Below are 15,623 nucleotides of genomic sequence, written 5' to 3'. Positions count from 1 at the left end.
TGTCCCCCGCGGACGAAACAGATACAGCCCGCGAAACGGGCCTGCCAGCAAACTCTAACCCAGTGCGTTCCGGCGTGGGCGTCAATTCCGTGTTTCCGGCCGGACGGCAGGCGATCAGCGGTCGGGATCTCCGCGCCATCGGAAACTGTTGACGTATTTCCCCATGTCCAGCGCCAACTGTAGGTTGGCGCCCGACGGTTTACTGGCCCCCGAGCCGGGGCCGAATTCTCGATACGGTCCGACGGCCGACGCGACGAGCGCGAGGTCGTCCTTCACCGCGACCAACACCAGCACCCGCATCCGCATGTAGTTACTCGTCGCGCCCTGCGGCCAGCAGTCGGCGACCAGGCCGAATCCGGGGTGGTAACCCACCATGGCGTTGGGGATGCTGTAGGCGGTCTTGGTATCCGGATATGTCTTCTTCACCAGAGAGTTGGCGATTTCCTCGGCGCTACGTCCGGTTGCCGGCTCGCTGAACAACTGCAGCATGCCGCCGTCACCGGCTTTGAACTCCGCGGTGACACCGGTCGTGTTGGTGGTGACCGTGTATGCCGAGGAGGCCACGGGGTAGGAAACCGAGAAGCTGCCGTCGGGCGCGGTGAACACCGGATTGATCGCCACCGCCTGCCCGGTCGGGGGCGACCCGCAGTCGGGTGGGCACATATAGCGAGCCGGTGGCTCACTCGTCGCATGTGACACCCAGGCCAGTACCCCGGCAACGAGGGCGATTCCGGCGGTCAGGGTCGCCACAACTTTCAGGGCGGAGGTGCGGCGAATGGCCCGGGTTCTGCCCGTGGAAATGGGCACCGCATATCCGGGAAAGAATGTGCTCACCCGGCATCGGATCCCGGGTCACGCACCGGCCGGTGCTCACGACGCTGTTCTCTGGACGTGCGCGACGATGCGTGGGTGGCCGCACCGCAGTGCGGGCAGAACGACATGTCGGGCACGATATGGCCGCAGCGGGCGCAGAAGATGGGCTGATCGGAGGCGATCTCGTCTTGGGCTTCGTGCAGCAGCGCCAGATGCAGACCGACCCGCAACGCCAACAACGCCAGCACCGAAACCGTGAGGTGCACCGCCAACTGGACCCATTGCGGAACCCGCGCCACATCGATCAGACCCAGTGCGCAGTAGACGATCAGCACCGCGAACGCGCAGGAGAACATCACCAGCCGCACATAGCCGACGTGTTTGTCGACCTTGGTGGCGGGGCGGGTGAACCACAGGGCCGCGCCGATCAGGCCACCGATGGCTGCTGCGGTCAAAGGCATGGCTACCCCGCGGATTCCGGCCTCGATGATCAGACCGGAGATCGGGCGGTTTCGCGCCACCATGCCGGTGGTGAGTTGTGGTGCCAGGCGGGTGAGCGTGGTGGCTGCAGTGAAGGCAGTGGCGCCGAGGGCGCCGATCATAAAGCCGTCCAACGATTCCCGGCTCGACCGGTTGGTCAGGCGGACCACGACAGCGGGTACCAGCATCAGGAATGCTCCGCCCAGCGGAATTCCCAAGCCGTTGCGCATGATCCGGAATGCGGTCACACCGCTTCCGAGCGGGACGCCGTAGGACTTGGCCATCATGTGGCCGGTGAGAAGCACCCAGCCGATTCCCAACGCGATTCCCAGCACGATGGTCACCACCAGGTTGACACGGTGCAGGTCGCGGAAGGCGTCGGACTCGTAGAGATAGATCAGGAACAGCAGCGGGAGTCCGAGTGCGGCCACCGCGATCAGGGCCGCGGGCAACCTCAGCGCGGCGCAGGTCACCAGACCTGCCAGCAGGACCAGCATCGCGATGCGGAAGGGGGTGCGGGACTGGTGAGACAGGTGAGGGAACAGTGAGCTGGCGATCGACGGCCGCAACAGGTGTTCATCAGGAGCCACGCAGGATGCGCTGAGGCGCAACCATTCGGGGCCGTCACCTTGTTCCTTGTCGATCGGAACCCCGCACAGCCCGCAGTACTTGCCGTCGGGTACATCGACTTTGCAGACCCGGCACTCGGTGGTCGGCACGTCGGTGTCGTCGGGTGTATCGGTCATCGGTGCGCCTTCTGCAGGACAAGGATGTTCTTGGCGAGGTTCTCCACATCGGGTGACCCCAGTCCGGTCACCAGGTCGTAGCCGGGTGAGGCGGTGGCCACCGCGTTGCCGCCGAGATCGACGTCGCGGAAGGCCGGCAGCGGGGCGCCCGAGGCGATCTTGTACAACAGCGGGTTGAGGTCGCCGAGTGCCCGCCCGCCGTTGGCGATCAGGTACTGGTTCATCACCGCGGCCATCCCGGCCCACAGCGGTGCGGACTGCGATGTGCCGCCCCCGACCAGAACCTGGTTGTTCAGAACGATTTTCACGCCGGTGAAGGGATCGGCCACTGCGGCCACATCCGGGGTGAGCCGCCGCCCGGCGCTGTTGTCGCCGGGAGCGGATACGTTGCGTTGCCACTCGGGGCGGTCGAAGATGGCCGAGACGCCACCGCCGGTGCCTTGCGACAGCGGGACGTCGAACCAGGCCTGCTCGGCCAGCCAGCCGCCGTGGGCGTCGGTGGACAGTGTCGTGCCTCCGACATCGGTCATCTCCGGCAGGGAGGCCACCGAGTCCAGGCCGATGTCGTCCTCACTGGGTGCGGATGACCAGTCTTGTCCGCCTTTGCATTCCAGGCCGGCCAGGTCTCCGCTGGCATCGAATGCCGTGGTGCCGTGGGTGTGTGCGGTGGCCAGGGCGGAGCGGACCGGGGCGAGATCGGCGGCGGTGATCAGCTTGTCACAGCCCCAGCCGATCGAGAAGCTCCAGATAGCACCGGGAAACTGCTGGTCGGCGGATTCCAGCATCTTCCCGATCTTCTCGTAGGCGCCGTCGCCCTGGACTGTCGGCCGGGCGTTGACGACGACCTTCTGCGCATCCGGGGCGATGGCGTGGGCGAGCTGCAGATCCATGGTGGTCTCGCCGTGCGGGGCACTCGGTTGCCCGCCGACCACGATCGGCGTGAACTCGGGCAGGTCGAAGGTGGTGGCGAAGGTGTCCAGGTCAGCCTGATCGAAACCGTCGAACGCGAAGAACACGATGGTGGTGCCCTTGCCGGTGAATCCCTGTTTCGTCAGGTTGCCCAGGTTGTAGGTGTTGAGCACCCCCTGCGGCGTCAACCCCTGATCCGGAACATCGGTCGGCAGGTTCCGCAGGTCCGGCAGCGACATCCGGTAGGGCGTGTAGCCCAGGATGCGACCGACTTCGGTGACCTCTCCGGACAGCCGTTCGGGTACGGACGGCTGTTGTGGTGAGGCATAGAACTCCTGCCCGCGCCGGCCCCGATAGTCATGGATGTCCACGCCGAAAGCGGTTGCCAGGTCGGCGGATCGGCCTTCGGCAATGGCCCAGGAATCACCGGGCCGCCACCGGATCGACAGTGAATGCTCCTCGGCCCACCCGAGCAGCGCAGCCGGTCGGTGGGCGCTGTGCAGCGTCATGGTGAGCTGCGCCGAACCACTCCCGGCTGGGCCGAGATCGGTTGAGGCGGAAAGTAGTTGGGCGTACGGACCCGTGATGTGGGTGGGTCCGTACGCCGATCCGTCCGGTGGGGGTGTAGCCCGCAGGTCGGAGACCAGCAGGGTGCTGAACACGATCAGCGCCAGCACCACCCGCCCGGGGGTGATGTTCATCCCGGCCATCGGCGAACGACCGACTCTCTGCGCTCCGCGTTTAGTTGTCGCCGGGGATGGCGGTCGGTGCCGGCGGTGCCTTCACGCCGGGGGTGAAGAGGTTGCCGCCGGTGGGGTTGATCGACTTCTCGGTCGGCTCGACCGTTGGCGGCGGGGCAGGAGTGGCCGGGGTGGTGGTTGTGGTGGTGGTTGTGGTCGGCGTGGTGGTCTCGGGGCCCTTCTGCTCTTCGGTACCGCATGCCGCGGTGAACGAGATCATCCCGATGACTGCCGCACCGCCTGCGATGACGGTGAGCCGACGAGTCAACTGCCCAGACTTCATGATGCTGTCCTCACTGTCCCCCGTGCTGTTACAGATACTTGCCTTCGGCCAATCCTGGTGGATTCCCACTACCTGCAACGCAAAGTGGTGGCCAGTCCCATCCCGAAGCGGGTGCTGGTGAACCGAACTCTAACTTAAGGTCCGCGTGGTCGCAGAGCCATTTGCTGCAGGCACTGCCGATCGGGGTGTGACGGGACGACGTTGCTTGCCGGGCATGTGGCGCCAGGGCCCGGCAAGCCGCCGGAACCGCGTTCTACCCGGAGTTCGACCTGTTGCCGGGGATGGCGGTCGGTGCCGCCGGTGCCTTCACGCCGGGGGTGAAGAGGTTGCCGCCGGTGGGGTTGATCGACTTCTCGGTCGGCTCGACCGTTGGCGGCGGGGCAGGAGTGGCCGGGGTGGCCGGGGTGGTGGTCGTGGTGGTGGTTGTCGTGGTGGTTGTGGTCGGCGTGGTGGTCTCGGGGCCCTTCTGCTCTTCGGTACCGCATGCCGCGGTGAACGAGATCATCCCGATGACTGCCGCACCGCCTGCGATGACGGTGAGCCGACGAGTCAACTGCCCAGACTTCATGATGCTGTCCTCACTGTCCCCCGTGCTGTTACAGATACTTGCCTTCGGCGAATCGCTGCGGATTCCCGCTACCTGCAACGCAAATGGCGGCCCAGTCCCATCCCGAAGCGGGTGCTGGTGGGGCGAACTCTAACTCAGAGTCGGCACAGCCGCAGAACGGTCCCGGCCGGCCCCGCCTTCCCGGGGCGGTCGCCGGTGGGCGCGGCTTGACGCTGTCGGGGGGTAGGTGTTTACTCGAGCCATCGAACATACATTCGAAAATGATTGGATACAGATGGTGCGGGAGGTGTTGTTGTGACTGTTGCGGCTGGGCTTGATTTACGCCTGCTTACCCGCTCTGAGCAGGTAGAACACCTCCGTCGCAAGATTGCCTCGGTATCGGGGAAGGTCGGTCCGGTGCATCGCGGCGCGCCCCGGTCCGAAGCGATGGTACCGGCTCCCGAATCTTTGCTGGAGCCGCCTGAAACCCTGGTTGAGGCGTTGCCTGAGGGCTTACCGACGATGCTGCCTCGCGGGTCTGTCGCGGTGGCTGCGGGTGCCCGGTCGCTGACGCTGGGCATGGTGGCGGCTGTGACATCCGGGGGTGGGCATGCGGTGATCATCGGCCAGCCCGATGTCGGCCTGTTGGCCGCGGTGGAGATGGGCGCCGATCTGAGCCGGCTCGCGGTGATCCCCGATCCGGGTGCCGACCCGGTCGAGGTGGCCTCGGTGCTGATGGACGGGATGGATCTGGTGGTGCTCGGGTTGGGTGGGCGTTCGGTGCCTCCGAGTCGGGCCAGGGTGATGGTGGCGCGGGCCCGGCAGAAAGGCTGCACGCTGCTGGTCACCGACGGTGACTGGCAGGGCGCATCGGCACGGCTGGAGGCCCGGGTGTGCGGTTATGAGGTGGCCGGTGCGGGCCAGGACGCTCCGACACCTGGGCGCGGCCGGATCAGCCGGGTCCGGCTGGCCATGCGAGCCAGGGGGCGGGGCGTCGGATCGGCTTGTGCGGCAGGCGGATAGCTCGTGCCAGCTGATTCCAGGGTGCTTGCCCTCTGGTGTATGGACTGGCCGGCGGTGGCCGCGGCGACGGCAGCGGGTCTGGCTTCGACGGTGCCGGTCGCGGTCACTCTGGCCAACCGAGTGATCGCCTGCTCGGCGTCGGCACGTGCGGCCGGGGTCCGGCGCAGGCTGCGTCGGCGTGAGGCGCAGGCCCGGTGCCCACAACTGCACGTCGTCACTGCGGACCCGGCCAGAGACGCCCGCCATTTCGAGAACGTGACGCTCGCCGTCGATGATCTGGTGCCGCGCGCCGAGGTGCTGCGTCCGGGACTGCTGGTGCTCTCGGTGCGTGGCGCGGCGCGGTACTTCGGGTCCGAACCGGTTGCGGCCGAACGGTTGATCGATGCTGTCGCCGCGGCGGGGGCCGAATGCCAGGTCGGTATCGCCGACCAACTTTCCACCGCGGTCTTCGCCGCCCGGGCTGGTTGCATCGTCGAACCCGGGAACGACGCGCGGTTTCTGTCCGGCCTGTCGATCCGGCAACTGTCCACTGAACCGGCCCTGGCTGCCCCAGGGCGCGAAGAGCTGGCAGATCTGTTGTGGCGGATGGGTATCCGGACCCTAGGGCAGTTCGCCGAGTTGTCCCGCACCGACGTCGCCTCCCGGTTCGGGGCCGACGCGGTGACGGCGCACCGGTTCGCCTGCGGAGAGCCCGACCGTGGCCCCTCCGGGCGGGATCCGGCCACCGAACTCGATGCGGTGATGAACTGTGACCCGCCGATCGAAAGAGTGGACGCCGCGGCTTTTGCGGGACGGTCCCTCGCCAGTGATCTGCATCGGCATCTGGAGGCAGCCGGGGTGGGTTGTACCCGCTTGGCCATCCACGCCATCACCGCCAACGGTGAAGAGCTGGAACGGGTCTGGCGGTGTGCCGAACCCTTGACCGAGGATGCCACCGCCGACCGGGTGCGTTGGCAGCTGGACGGCTGGCTGAACCGTCGCACCTCCGAGCGGCCCACCGGCCCGGTCACGGTGCTGCGCCTGCGCCCGGTGGAGGTGGTGTCGGCGGCGGCGCTGCAATTGCCGCTGTGGGGCGGGCTGGGGGAGGAGGATCGGCTGCGGGCCCGGCGGGCGCTGCTGCGGGTTCAGGGGCTGCTCGGTCCGGAAGCGGTGCAGGTTCCGGTGCTCAGCGGCGGGCGCGGGCCTGCCGAGCGCATCACCCTCACGCCGTTGGGGGACGAACCGGTACCGCGAGCCGATCCACGCCAGCCCTGGCCTGGCCAGTTGCCCGAGCCCTCACCGACCGTGCTGCTGGATGATCCGGTGGAATTGCTTGATGGACAAGGAAATCTGGTGCGAGTCACCAATCGCGGATTGTTTTCGGCAGATCCTGCGCAGCTGGCCGGTGCCGGCCGCCGTGACGGCAGGCTGCGCTGGTGGGCCGGGCCATGGCCGGTCGACGAGCGGTGGTGGGATCCGGAGAACCGAGGGGCCGGACGGACGGCGCGGGTCCAGGTGCTGCTGGGCTCTGGAGGCAGGGAAGGGGACGATCTCGCACTGCTGCTGTGTTATCGGCAGCGTCGGTGGTATCTGGAGGGCGCCTATGAATGAGGGCTGATCAGCTCAGGCGTTGTGCGAAAGCCCCGACCCGGCTGATGAACCGGTCGAAGAATGCTGTGGGGTCTACCTCGGTACCGATCAGCGCATTCGGTGGACGGCCCCAGTGTCCCCGCCAGTCGGCCACAGTCATGCCGCGGGTCAGGGTGCCGCTCAGCTCCACGTCGACGGTGGTTTCCCGGTAGCTCACCAGTTCTGGATCCAGGGCGACCGCGGCGGCCAGCGGATCGTGCAGGTGCGCCAGGTACCCGTCACCGGTGTCGAAGTGGAATTCGAAGTAGAACCGCATGGCGTCCTCGAGGGCCCGGATCAACGGGTTGTCGGCGCTCGATCGGGTGCCCCGCTCGTCGAGCACGCTCATCGGCGTCGACGGTGACCCAGCTGCGGAAGCCAGCCGGTTCAGCAGCGCGGGTGTCATCGCGATGTTCTCGGTGAGGTTGAGGCCCAGCACGATTGGAACATGGGTGGCTTCGTCGAGACCCCAGGCGGCGTTCCAACCGCTGAACACCTCGGCTGCGGATTCGGGGTCTACGCTGATGTTCCATTCCGACACGGGTGTGGTGTTGCCCCGGTAATCGAATGCCCCACCCATGATCACCAGCCGGCGCAGCAGCTTGGGCAGGGTGGGTTCGGCGCGCATGGCCAGCGCCAGGTTGGTCAATGGGCCGGTGGCCAGCCCGATCAGCTCACCGGGGTAGGCGCGCGCGGCCCGCGCCCAGGCCTCGGCGGCGTCGTGGGCGGTGAGCAGCCGGTCGCCGGCCGGCAGCTCCGCATATCCCAGGCCCTGCGGCCCGTGGGTGTCCTCGGCTGTCCGCAGCGGAGCGCTCAACGGCTGTTCGGCTCCCTTGGAGACCGGTACTCCGGTCACCCCGCACAGCTCCAGCAGGCCGAGGTTGTTGGCGCAGACCTGTTGTACCGGAACATTTCCCGCGGTCGAGGCGATACCGACCAGCTCGGCTTCCGGGCTGGCCAGCAGATACGCCAGCGCCATGGCGTCGTCGACGCCGGTGTCGACGTCGGCGAACACGGGCAGCATCGATTCGCTGCTCGGCGGCTCGGTTGATTCGCCGCTCGGCGGCGGTGGCGTCACGGCGTCAACGATATGCCAACGCCATGGCGTATCGGCTCACGACTCGACGAACCGCAGTCCGACAAGGCCAACCACGATCATCGCGATGAACGTCATTCGCAAGGGCGTCAACGCATCGCTGAACATCACCACTCCCGCGATGGTGACACCGACCGCGCCGATGCCTGCCCAGACCGCGTACGCGGTGCCGACGGGCAGGTGTCTGACCACCATGGCGAGAATCACGAAGCTGGCCACCGCAGCCACGACGCACACCACACTCCACCACAACCGGGTGAACCCATCCGACTGCTTGATAGCCAGTGCCCACACGATCTCCAGCAGGCCGGCGAAGACCAGCAATGCCCACGACATCTTTGTCTCCACGGGGTCAGGCGTTGTAGCCGCCGTCGACGGTCAGGGTTGCGCCGTTCACGTACTGCGCATCCGGACCGGCGAGGTAGGCGACAGCGCCGGCGATTTCGCCGGCCTGAGCGAAGCGTCCCAGTGGAATGTTCGGTAGATCGGCGAGAGCTTCTGTGCTGTCGGCCGGATTCATCTCGGTGTCGGTATTGCCTGGCTGCACCACGTTGGCGGTGATTCCACGGGGCCCGAGATCGCGGGCCAGTCCTCGGGCGAGCGCGCCGACGGCGGCCTTGGTCGTCGAGTACAGCGTCACCCCGGGAAAGGGGGTGCGGTCGGCGAGATTGCTACCGATCGTGATGATCCGGCCGCCTTCGCTCATGGCTGTCGCCGCGGCCTGACTGAACAGGAAGGGCGCGCGGATGTGCAGATCGATCGCCTGGTCGATGTCGGTGGCTGTCACTGTCTCCAGCGGACCGTTGGGGAAAACTCCGGCGTTGTTCACCAGGATGTCCAGCCGGCCGAACGTCTCGACGACGGCGTCGACCGCGCGCCGTGCTGCGTCGGGTGCAGCGCTGTCGATCTGCAGGGCAAGGGCTTTCGCGCCGACGCCGGTGATCGCGTCGACCACTTCGGCCGCCCGCTCGGGCGATGAATGGTAGGTGAAGGCCACGTCGGCGCCTTCGGCTGCGAGGCGGCGCGCGATTGCCGCACCGATTCCGCGGCTGCCGCCGGTGACGAGTGCGGCCTTGGATGTCAACGCCTTCAACGCCACCATACCTGGCTCCAATCAATTTTGTAATGGATACTACAAATATAGACTGTTGGCATGCCCCGTCAACCCGCTGCCCGCCGCGGCCGGCCACGTGCGTTCGACCGTGACACCGCGCTGCAGGCAGCAATGGACGTGTTCTGGGAGCGTGGCTACGAAGGCACCCGGGTGAGTGACCTGACCGGCGCGATGGGGCTCAACGCGCCGAGCCTGTATGCGACCTTCGGCTCCAAGGAGGACCTGTTCCGCGAGGTGGTCGCGTATTACGGTGCCCCGGAACGTTCGCCGCTCATGATGGCGCTGCGACGTCCGGTTCCGATTCGGGACGCGGTCGAGGCCATGTTGCGCGACAGTGTGCGCCAGTACGCCGACCCTGACAGTCCACCCGGCTGCCTGATCGTGCTCGCGGGGATCGCGTATTCGACCGAGACCGAGACCTTGCGCGACCTGCTCAAGCGCTACCGGGACGAAGATCGCGCGCAGTTGCAGGCCCGGATCCGGGCGGCCGTGGCCGACGGCGAGCTACCCGCTGATGTGGATCCGCAGCGGCTCGCGTCGTTCCTGATCACCGTGCTTCACGGGCTGTCCATCCAGGCGAGGGACGGCACATCCCGGGCCGGCATGGATGCGGCCGTGGACCTGGCAATGCTGGCCTGGGACGGCGCGGTCGGGAATGCCGGCGCGAAAAGGTTTGGTACGCCGTGACTTACCAGTGCACGCCCGGCACCAGCCGGACCGCCCGCTTCACCGGGCGGGCCACCGTACGCGGGACCCGCAGGCTTCGGGCGCTGCGGACCGGCCGCTTCGGCCGCCGCTGCGTCAGTTCGACCGCCTGCGACTGAGGGCTCTCACCGGCCTCGCCGCGCGCGGCCGCCGAGTCCGGGTAGCCCAGATACAGCTGGTGCAGGACGCGACGAGACAGTTTCGGGGTCAGGTAGTTACCGAAATCGGCGACGGTACCCAGCGGGGTGTCGATCCGGGCCGGCTTGTCCACCAGGCCGCGCACCACCATGGCAGCGGCATGCTCGGCCGAGATCGGCGGCACCGGATTGAGCTTGCGCGACGGCGCGATCATCGGCGTCTTCACCAGCGGCATATGGATATTGGTGAAGGTGATGTGATCCGAGAGGGTTTCGGTGCCGACCACCTCGGAGAAGGCGTCGAGCGCCGCCTTGGATGGCAGGTAGGCGCTGTACTTCGGGGTGTTGGCCTGCACGCCGGCGCTGGACACGTTGACCACATGGCCGAACCGGCGTTCTCGCCAGTGCGGCAGCAGCGCCAGCACCATGCGCACCGAACCGAAGTAGTTGACCGCCATCACCCGCTCGTAATCGTGCAACCGGTCCGTCGAGTTGGTCACCGAGCGGCGGATCGACCGGCCGGCGTTGTTCACCAGATAGTCGACGTGGCCGAACCGGCCGAGGATGTCCTTGACGGTGTGCTCGACCGACGCGGAATCGGTGACGTCACAGGTGAATGCGTAAGCCTGCCCGCCCGCTGCGCGAATCTCGGCGACCAGGTCGTCGAGTGCCTCACCGCTGCGGGCCAGGGCGAAGACGCAGGCACCGCGTTCGGCCACCGCGATCGCCGAGGCTCGGCCGATGCCGCTGGAGGCTCCGGTGATGATGACGTGCTTGCCGACCAGGGGGCCGGCCGGATCATCGCGACGGGCCCGGTCGGGATCGAGGTGTTCAGCCCAGTACCGCCATAGTTTCGGTGCGTACGAAGAGAATTCGGGCACGGAGATCCCGGTGCCGCGCAGCGCAGCGGTGGCGTTGTCCGCGGTGAAGGTCGGCCGTAACTCCGCCACGTCGAGCACGTCACCCGGAATGCCCAGCTGGGTGGCGACGATGTTGCGCACCGCCTTGACCCGGCCCCGCGCCCGCAACACGGGTGCCGCGGTCGCCCGCGGCAGCGAGCCGCGCAGCGGCGGCAGCCCGGCCTCGGCGGCCACGCCACGGTAGATGTCGCGCAGCCCGATGGTCTCGGGTGCGGTCAGGTGGAACGCCTCACCGTCCTTGCCGTCGGTATGCATCAGCGCGACCATCGCTTCAACGACGAAGTCCACCGGCACCACATTGGTCCGGCCCGAGTCGGGCAGCATCATCGGCGTGAACTTCGGAAGCGCCGCCAGCCGGGCCAGCACGCCGAAGAAGTAATACGGGCCGTCGATCTTGTCCATCTCGCCGGTTTGGGAATCGCCGACCACAACGGCCGGGCGGTACACCCGGTAGCGCAGGCCTGGCGTCGACCGCACCAGCAGTTCTGCCTCGAATTTGGTCTGGTGATATGGCGTCGGCAGGTCCTGGGCGACGTCGAAATCGTCCTCGGTGAACACGCCCCGGTGGTTTCCCGCCACCGCGATCGAGGACACGTGGTGCAACGTGGCGTCGAGGCGACGGGTCAGCCCGATCACCGCGCGGGTGCCCTCCACGTTGGCCGCCCGCTGTTCGGCTTCGCCGACCGTCATGTCGTAGATCGCCGCGCAGTGCACCACATGCGAGACGTCGCCGAGTTCGGCGATATCGGCGTCGGATAGCCCCAGATCGGCCACTGTCAGGTCGCCGACCAGCGGTTTCACCCGCTCGTCCCAGTGTTCGGCCAGCCGCTCGAACCGCGTCAGCGACTCGCGGCGCACCAGCACCCACACCTCGGCGTCGGGTTCACGGGACAGAATCCGGCTGATCACTCGGCGGCCAATAAACCCGGTACCGCCGGTAACGACATAACGCATGCGAGCCATCGTGGCCTTAGATCGGGCAAACGTCAACAAGGCCGGTCGACTCAACTATCGTCGGCACGCATGCCCCTCAATCCGGACGCCATTGGCGAGACAACCGATCCGATTCCGTTCGACTGGACCGACCGCGACACCCTGCTGTACGCCATCGGCGTGGGCGCGGGCACCGATAACCTCGCCTTCACCACCGAGAACAGTCACGAGATCGAACAGCAGGTGTTGCCGACCTATGCGGTGATCGCCTGCTCGGCCTTTCCGGCGGCACTCAAGATCGGCACGTTCAACTTCGGCATGCTGCTGCACGGCTCGCAGGAGATCCGGTTGCACCGGCCACTGCCCCCGGCCGGGAAGCTCAGCGTGATCTCCGAGGTCGTCGACATCCAGGACAAGGGCGAGGGTAAGAACGCGGTGGTCATGCTCAAGGGCATCGGCACCGATCCGGCCAGCGGCGAGGTCGTCGCGGAAACCCTTACCACCGTGGTGATTCGGGGCGAAGGCGGGTTCGGCGGGCAGCAGGGGCAACGCCCCGTCGCGCCGCAGATTCCCGATCGCGACGCGGACGCCCGCGTGGCGTTGCCCACCCGCGAGGATCAGGCGCTGATCTATCGACTCTCGGGGGACCGCAACCCATTGCACAGCGATCCGTGGTTCGCGAAGAATCTGGCCGGGTTCCCGAAGCCGATCCTGCACGGTCTGTGCACCTACGGTGTGGCCGGGCGGGCGCTGGTCGCCGAACTCGGTGGCGGCGACGCCACGAAAGTCCATGCCGTCGCGGCGCGGTTCAGTTCTCCCGTGTTTCCGGGGGAGACGCTGACGACGTCGATCTGGCGCACCGAACCGGGGCGGGCCGTGTTCCGCACCGAGGCGGCCGGGCCCGACGGTGCCGATGCTCGACTCGTACTGGAGGACGGTGTCGCCGAGTATTCCGACTGATCCGGCAGGCGCAGCAATTTCGTAGAAGCGGCTGCATACCGCGTGGTGGATTGACAGGATCGAACCACTGAGGTCGCACGGCGGTGCGGGAATGGTGGTGGCAGATGACGCAGGTGAACCTGGTCGTTGGGTATCTGGCCACTCCCGGTGGCGCCGACGCACTCGCGTTGGCGGTTAGGTTCGCCCGAACGCTGGCCGCCGAGGTCCATGTCTGCATCGTGCTGCCACCCGACAACGCCCCGCCGGGCACCGTCCCCAAGGGTGGCTACGAGGAAGTACTGGCCGAGCAGGCGCAGGGCTGGCTGGACGATGCCCTGGGCCTGGTGCCCGACGACGTTGTGGCGCACACGCATCTGAGTTTCGACGAGTCGTACACCGACGGTCTGATCCGCGAAGCGCTGCGGCTTCAGGCGGTCGCAATCGTGGTCGGCGGTGCCGGTGGCGGGTTGATCGGCAGCTATTCGCTGGGATCGGTGGTCAACGAGCTGTTGCACGCCTCGCCGGTGCCGGTCGCGGTGGCGCCACGCGGAACCCGCGATTCGAAGGTCGAACGGGTGCATGAGATCACCTGTGCCATCGGTCAACGTCAGGGTTCGGATCTGTTGCTCGCCACCGCGGTACGGGCCAGCCGGGCCGCGGAGATCCCGCTGCGGTTGGTCTCGCTGGTCGCGCTCGATCCGACCTTCGGCTCGCTGCGCGGCGACACTGAAGCCGTGCGAGCCCACGCACTCGCGCACGCCGAACGGACCTTGGAGGCCGCCAGAAATGAACTGCCGGCGGATTTTCCGGTGTCCTCGACCATCGTGACCGGTCCCAGCGTCGAGGCCGCCGTCGAACAGTTGGGTTGGGACGACGGTGACATCATCATGGTCGGATCCAGCCGGCTCAGCGCGCCGCGACGGATCTTCCTCGGTTCCACGGCGGCCAAGATGTTGCGGGTGTTGGACGTGCCCATGGTGGTTGTGCCCCGGGACGAACTGAAAGACGGCGAGGATCACTCATGACGGAATCCGCGTCGCATCAGAAGCTCGAAGCCGCCGAGCACTCTGCCGGGCTGGTTTCCAAGGGCCTGGCCGCGGGCAAGGTCGGCACCTTCTCCGGTGCGATCCTCGGCATCTCGTGTGTGGCACCCGGATACACGCTGACCGCGAGCATCGGGTTGATCGTCGCCGCAGTCGGACTCAAGATGCCCGCGATCTTCATCGCCGGGTTCATCCCGATGTTCCTGACTGCCTACGCCTATCGCGAACTGAACTCGCGCGCACCTGACTGCGGGGCGTCGTTCACCTGGTCCACCAAGGCATTCGGCCCGTATGTCGGCTGGATGTGTGGGTGGGGCATGGTGGTCGCGTCCATCATCGTGCTGTCCAACCTCGCCGCCATCGCGGTGGAGTTCTTCTATCTGTTCATCGCTCGGATCACCAACCACCCGTCGATCGCCGAGCTCGCCGACAACAAGGCCATCAACATCATCACCACACTGGTGTTCCTGGTCATCGCGACTCTGGTCGCCAGTCGCGGCATCACCACCAGTGAACGCGTGCAGTACGTACTGGTCGGATTCCAGATGGTGGTGCTGTTGGCGTTCGCGGTGATGGCGTTCGTGCATGTGGGGCGCGGCGATGCGCCGGCCGGACTGTCATTCGACCTGGACTGGTTCAATCCGTTCAACGGACTTGCGCTGAGCGCCTTCGTGGTTGGGGTAACCGGATCGATCTTCGCCTTCTGGGGTTGGGACACCTGCCTGACCCTGGGGGAGGAGTCCAAAGATCCGACGAAGGTGCCGGGCCGGGCCGGGCTGCTGTGCGTTCTGTCCATCTTGGCGACGTATCTGCTGATCGCTGTCGCGGTCATGATGTACGCCGGTGTCGGGGAAACCGATCTGGGGCTGGGCAATCCGGACAATGCCGAGAACGTTTTCGCCGCGTTGGCGGATCCGGTGCTCGGCACCTATGCCGGGCCGCTGCTGTTTTTGGCGATCCTGGCTTCGTCGGTGGCCAGCCTGCAGACCACGTTCCTGCCTGCCGCACGGGCGATGTTGGCGATGGGCGCCTACAAGGCGTTCCCGCCGCGTTTCGCCGAGGTCAGCCCACGCTATCTGGTGCCGGTGTTCGCAACCGTCACCGCCGGCGTGGTCACCGGGGTGTTCTACACCGTGGTGAGCCTGCTCTCCGAGAGTGCGCTGCTGGATACCATTGCCGCTCTTGGCATCATGATCTGCTGGTACTACGGCATCACGGCGTTTGCCTGTGTCTGGTACTTCCGCCGTGAGCTGTTCGACAACGCCCACAACATGGTGTTCAAGTTCCTGTTTCCACTGCTCGGCGGAATCGTGCTGGCTGCGGTCTTCGTGATCTCGATCAAGGAGAGCATGGACCCGGAGAATGCCAGCGGCGCGGCGATCGGCGGCATCGGCCTGGTGTTCTTCATCGGCTTCGGCGTGCTGATCCTCGGTGCCGTGCTGATGATGGTCTGGCGGTCTCGCAGTCCCGCGTTCTTCCGGGGTGAAACCCTGCGGTACGACACGCCTTCACTCGTGGAGTAGAGCCCACCCCGGGACCGCGAGATCAACGAAATGGCCGCCACCAGAAGGTTTTGCGACCATAGCG

Annotated in this window: 15 protein-coding genes; 6 read left to right on the top strand and 9 right to left on the bottom strand. The window is 66.8% G+C overall.

What is annotated here, in order from left to right:
- Nucleotides 1-114: 114 nt before the first annotated feature.
- The 5 genes from AC4ELH_RS15795 to AC4ELH_RS15775 form a co-directional block, all read right to left on the bottom strand.
- Nucleotides 115-834: a hypothetical protein gene (locus tag AC4ELH_RS15795; RefSeq protein WP_082941484.1), complete on the bottom strand. Its 720-nt coding sequence runs from the start codon at nucleotides 832-834 to the stop codon at nucleotides 115-117.
- The gene (locus AC4ELH_RS15790) at nucleotides 831-2,039 is read right to left on the bottom strand and encodes a zinc ribbon domain-containing protein (protein WP_448445691.1); all 1,209 of its coding nucleotides are present in this window, start codon (nucleotides 2,037-2,039) and stop codon (nucleotides 831-833) included. Before AC4ELH_RS15790 ends, AC4ELH_RS15795 begins: the two co-directional genes overlap by 4 nt.
- Nucleotides 2,036-3,649 (bottom strand): S53 family peptidase, encoded by a 1,614-nt coding sequence (locus tag AC4ELH_RS15785; RefSeq protein ID WP_448445689.1) that lies wholly within the window; start codon nucleotides 3,647-3,649, stop codon nucleotides 2,036-2,038. Before AC4ELH_RS15785 ends, AC4ELH_RS15790 begins: the two co-directional genes overlap by 4 nt.
- Before the next feature lie 40 nt (nucleotides 3,650-3,689).
- Nucleotides 3,690-3,971, bottom strand: coding sequence for a hypothetical protein (locus AC4ELH_RS15780; RefSeq protein WP_064960820.1), 282 nt, complete (start codon nucleotides 3,969-3,971; stop codon nucleotides 3,690-3,692).
- 253 nt (nucleotides 3,972-4,224) lie between these two features.
- Complete coding sequence (locus AC4ELH_RS15775; protein ID WP_448445686.1) at nucleotides 4,225-4,539, bottom strand: hypothetical protein; 315 nt, start codon at nucleotides 4,537-4,539, stop codon at nucleotides 4,225-4,227.
- 294 nt (nucleotides 4,540-4,833) lie between these two features.
- On the opposite strand from AC4ELH_RS15775, the gene imuA' reads away from it, so the two are divergent.
- Nucleotides 4,834-5,541 (top strand): DnaE2-dependent mutagenesis accessory factor ImuA', encoded by a 708-nt coding sequence (gene imuA', locus AC4ELH_RS15770; protein ID WP_498885307.1) that lies wholly within the window; start codon nucleotides 4,834-4,836, stop codon nucleotides 5,539-5,541.
- Nucleotides 5,542-5,544: 3 nt separating this feature from the next.
- Nucleotides 5,545-7,131, top strand: a complete 1,587-nt coding sequence (locus AC4ELH_RS15765; protein WP_498885305.1) for a DNA polymerase Y family protein — start codon at nucleotides 5,545-5,547, stop codon at nucleotides 7,129-7,131.
- Nucleotides 7,132-7,138: 7 nt separating this feature from the next.
- Here the strand turns inward: AC4ELH_RS15765 and AC4ELH_RS15760 are convergent, their stop codons facing one another.
- The 3 genes from AC4ELH_RS15760 to AC4ELH_RS15750 form a co-directional block, all read right to left on the bottom strand.
- Complete coding sequence (locus AC4ELH_RS15760; protein ID WP_448446041.1) at nucleotides 7,139-8,173, bottom strand: nucleoside hydrolase; 1,035 nt, start codon at nucleotides 8,171-8,173, stop codon at nucleotides 7,139-7,141.
- A 90-nt stretch (nucleotides 8,174-8,263) separates the two neighbouring features.
- Nucleotides 8,264-8,581 (bottom strand): SMR family transporter, encoded by a 318-nt coding sequence (locus AC4ELH_RS15755; RefSeq protein WP_448445682.1) that lies wholly within the window; start codon nucleotides 8,579-8,581, stop codon nucleotides 8,264-8,266.
- A gap of 16 nt (nucleotides 8,582-8,597) precedes the next feature.
- Nucleotides 8,598-9,347 (bottom strand): SDR family NAD(P)-dependent oxidoreductase, encoded by a 750-nt coding sequence (locus AC4ELH_RS15750; RefSeq protein ID WP_498885303.1) that lies wholly within the window; start codon nucleotides 9,345-9,347, stop codon nucleotides 8,598-8,600.
- Between the two features lie 51 nt (nucleotides 9,348-9,398).
- Between AC4ELH_RS15750 and AC4ELH_RS15745 the strand changes: the two genes are divergently transcribed.
- A complete protein-coding gene (locus AC4ELH_RS15745) occupies nucleotides 9,399-10,046 on the top strand; it encodes a TetR/AcrR family transcriptional regulator (protein ID WP_448445678.1) in 648 nt (215 codons plus the stop codon).
- A 1-nt stretch (nucleotide 10,047) separates the two neighbouring features.
- On the opposite strand, the gene AC4ELH_RS15740 is transcribed toward AC4ELH_RS15745, so the two are convergent.
- A complete protein-coding gene (locus AC4ELH_RS15740) occupies nucleotides 10,048-12,075 on the bottom strand; it encodes an SDR family oxidoreductase (protein ID WP_448445677.1) in 2,028 nt (675 codons plus the stop codon).
- Between the two features lie 69 nt (nucleotides 12,076-12,144).
- Here AC4ELH_RS15740 and AC4ELH_RS15735 point away from each other — a divergent pair, with 69 nt between their 5' ends.
- The 3 genes from AC4ELH_RS15735 (at nucleotide 12,145) to AC4ELH_RS15725 (ending at nucleotide 15,559) form a co-directional block, all read left to right on the top strand.
- Nucleotides 12,145-13,014 (top strand): MaoC family dehydratase, encoded by an 870-nt coding sequence (locus AC4ELH_RS15735; RefSeq protein WP_498885300.1) that lies wholly within the window; start codon nucleotides 12,145-12,147, stop codon nucleotides 13,012-13,014.
- A gap of 113 nt (nucleotides 13,015-13,127) precedes the next feature.
- The gene (locus AC4ELH_RS15730) at nucleotides 13,128-14,018 is read left to right on the top strand and encodes a universal stress protein (protein WP_448446039.1); all 891 of its coding nucleotides are present in this window, start codon (nucleotides 13,128-13,130) and stop codon (nucleotides 14,016-14,018) included.
- Nucleotides 14,015-15,559, top strand: a complete 1,545-nt coding sequence (locus tag AC4ELH_RS15725) for an APC family permease (RefSeq protein ID WP_064878419.1) — start codon at nucleotides 14,015-14,017, stop codon at nucleotides 15,557-15,559. Before AC4ELH_RS15730 ends, AC4ELH_RS15725 begins: the two co-directional genes overlap by 4 nt.
- Nucleotides 15,560-15,623: the final 64 nt, after the last annotated feature.

The sequence above is a fragment of the Mycobacterium shunyiense genome (genome assembly GCF_058270075.1).
Note: the sequence above shows the minus strand (reverse complement) of the source record. Positions and strands in the feature narration are given on the sequence as shown.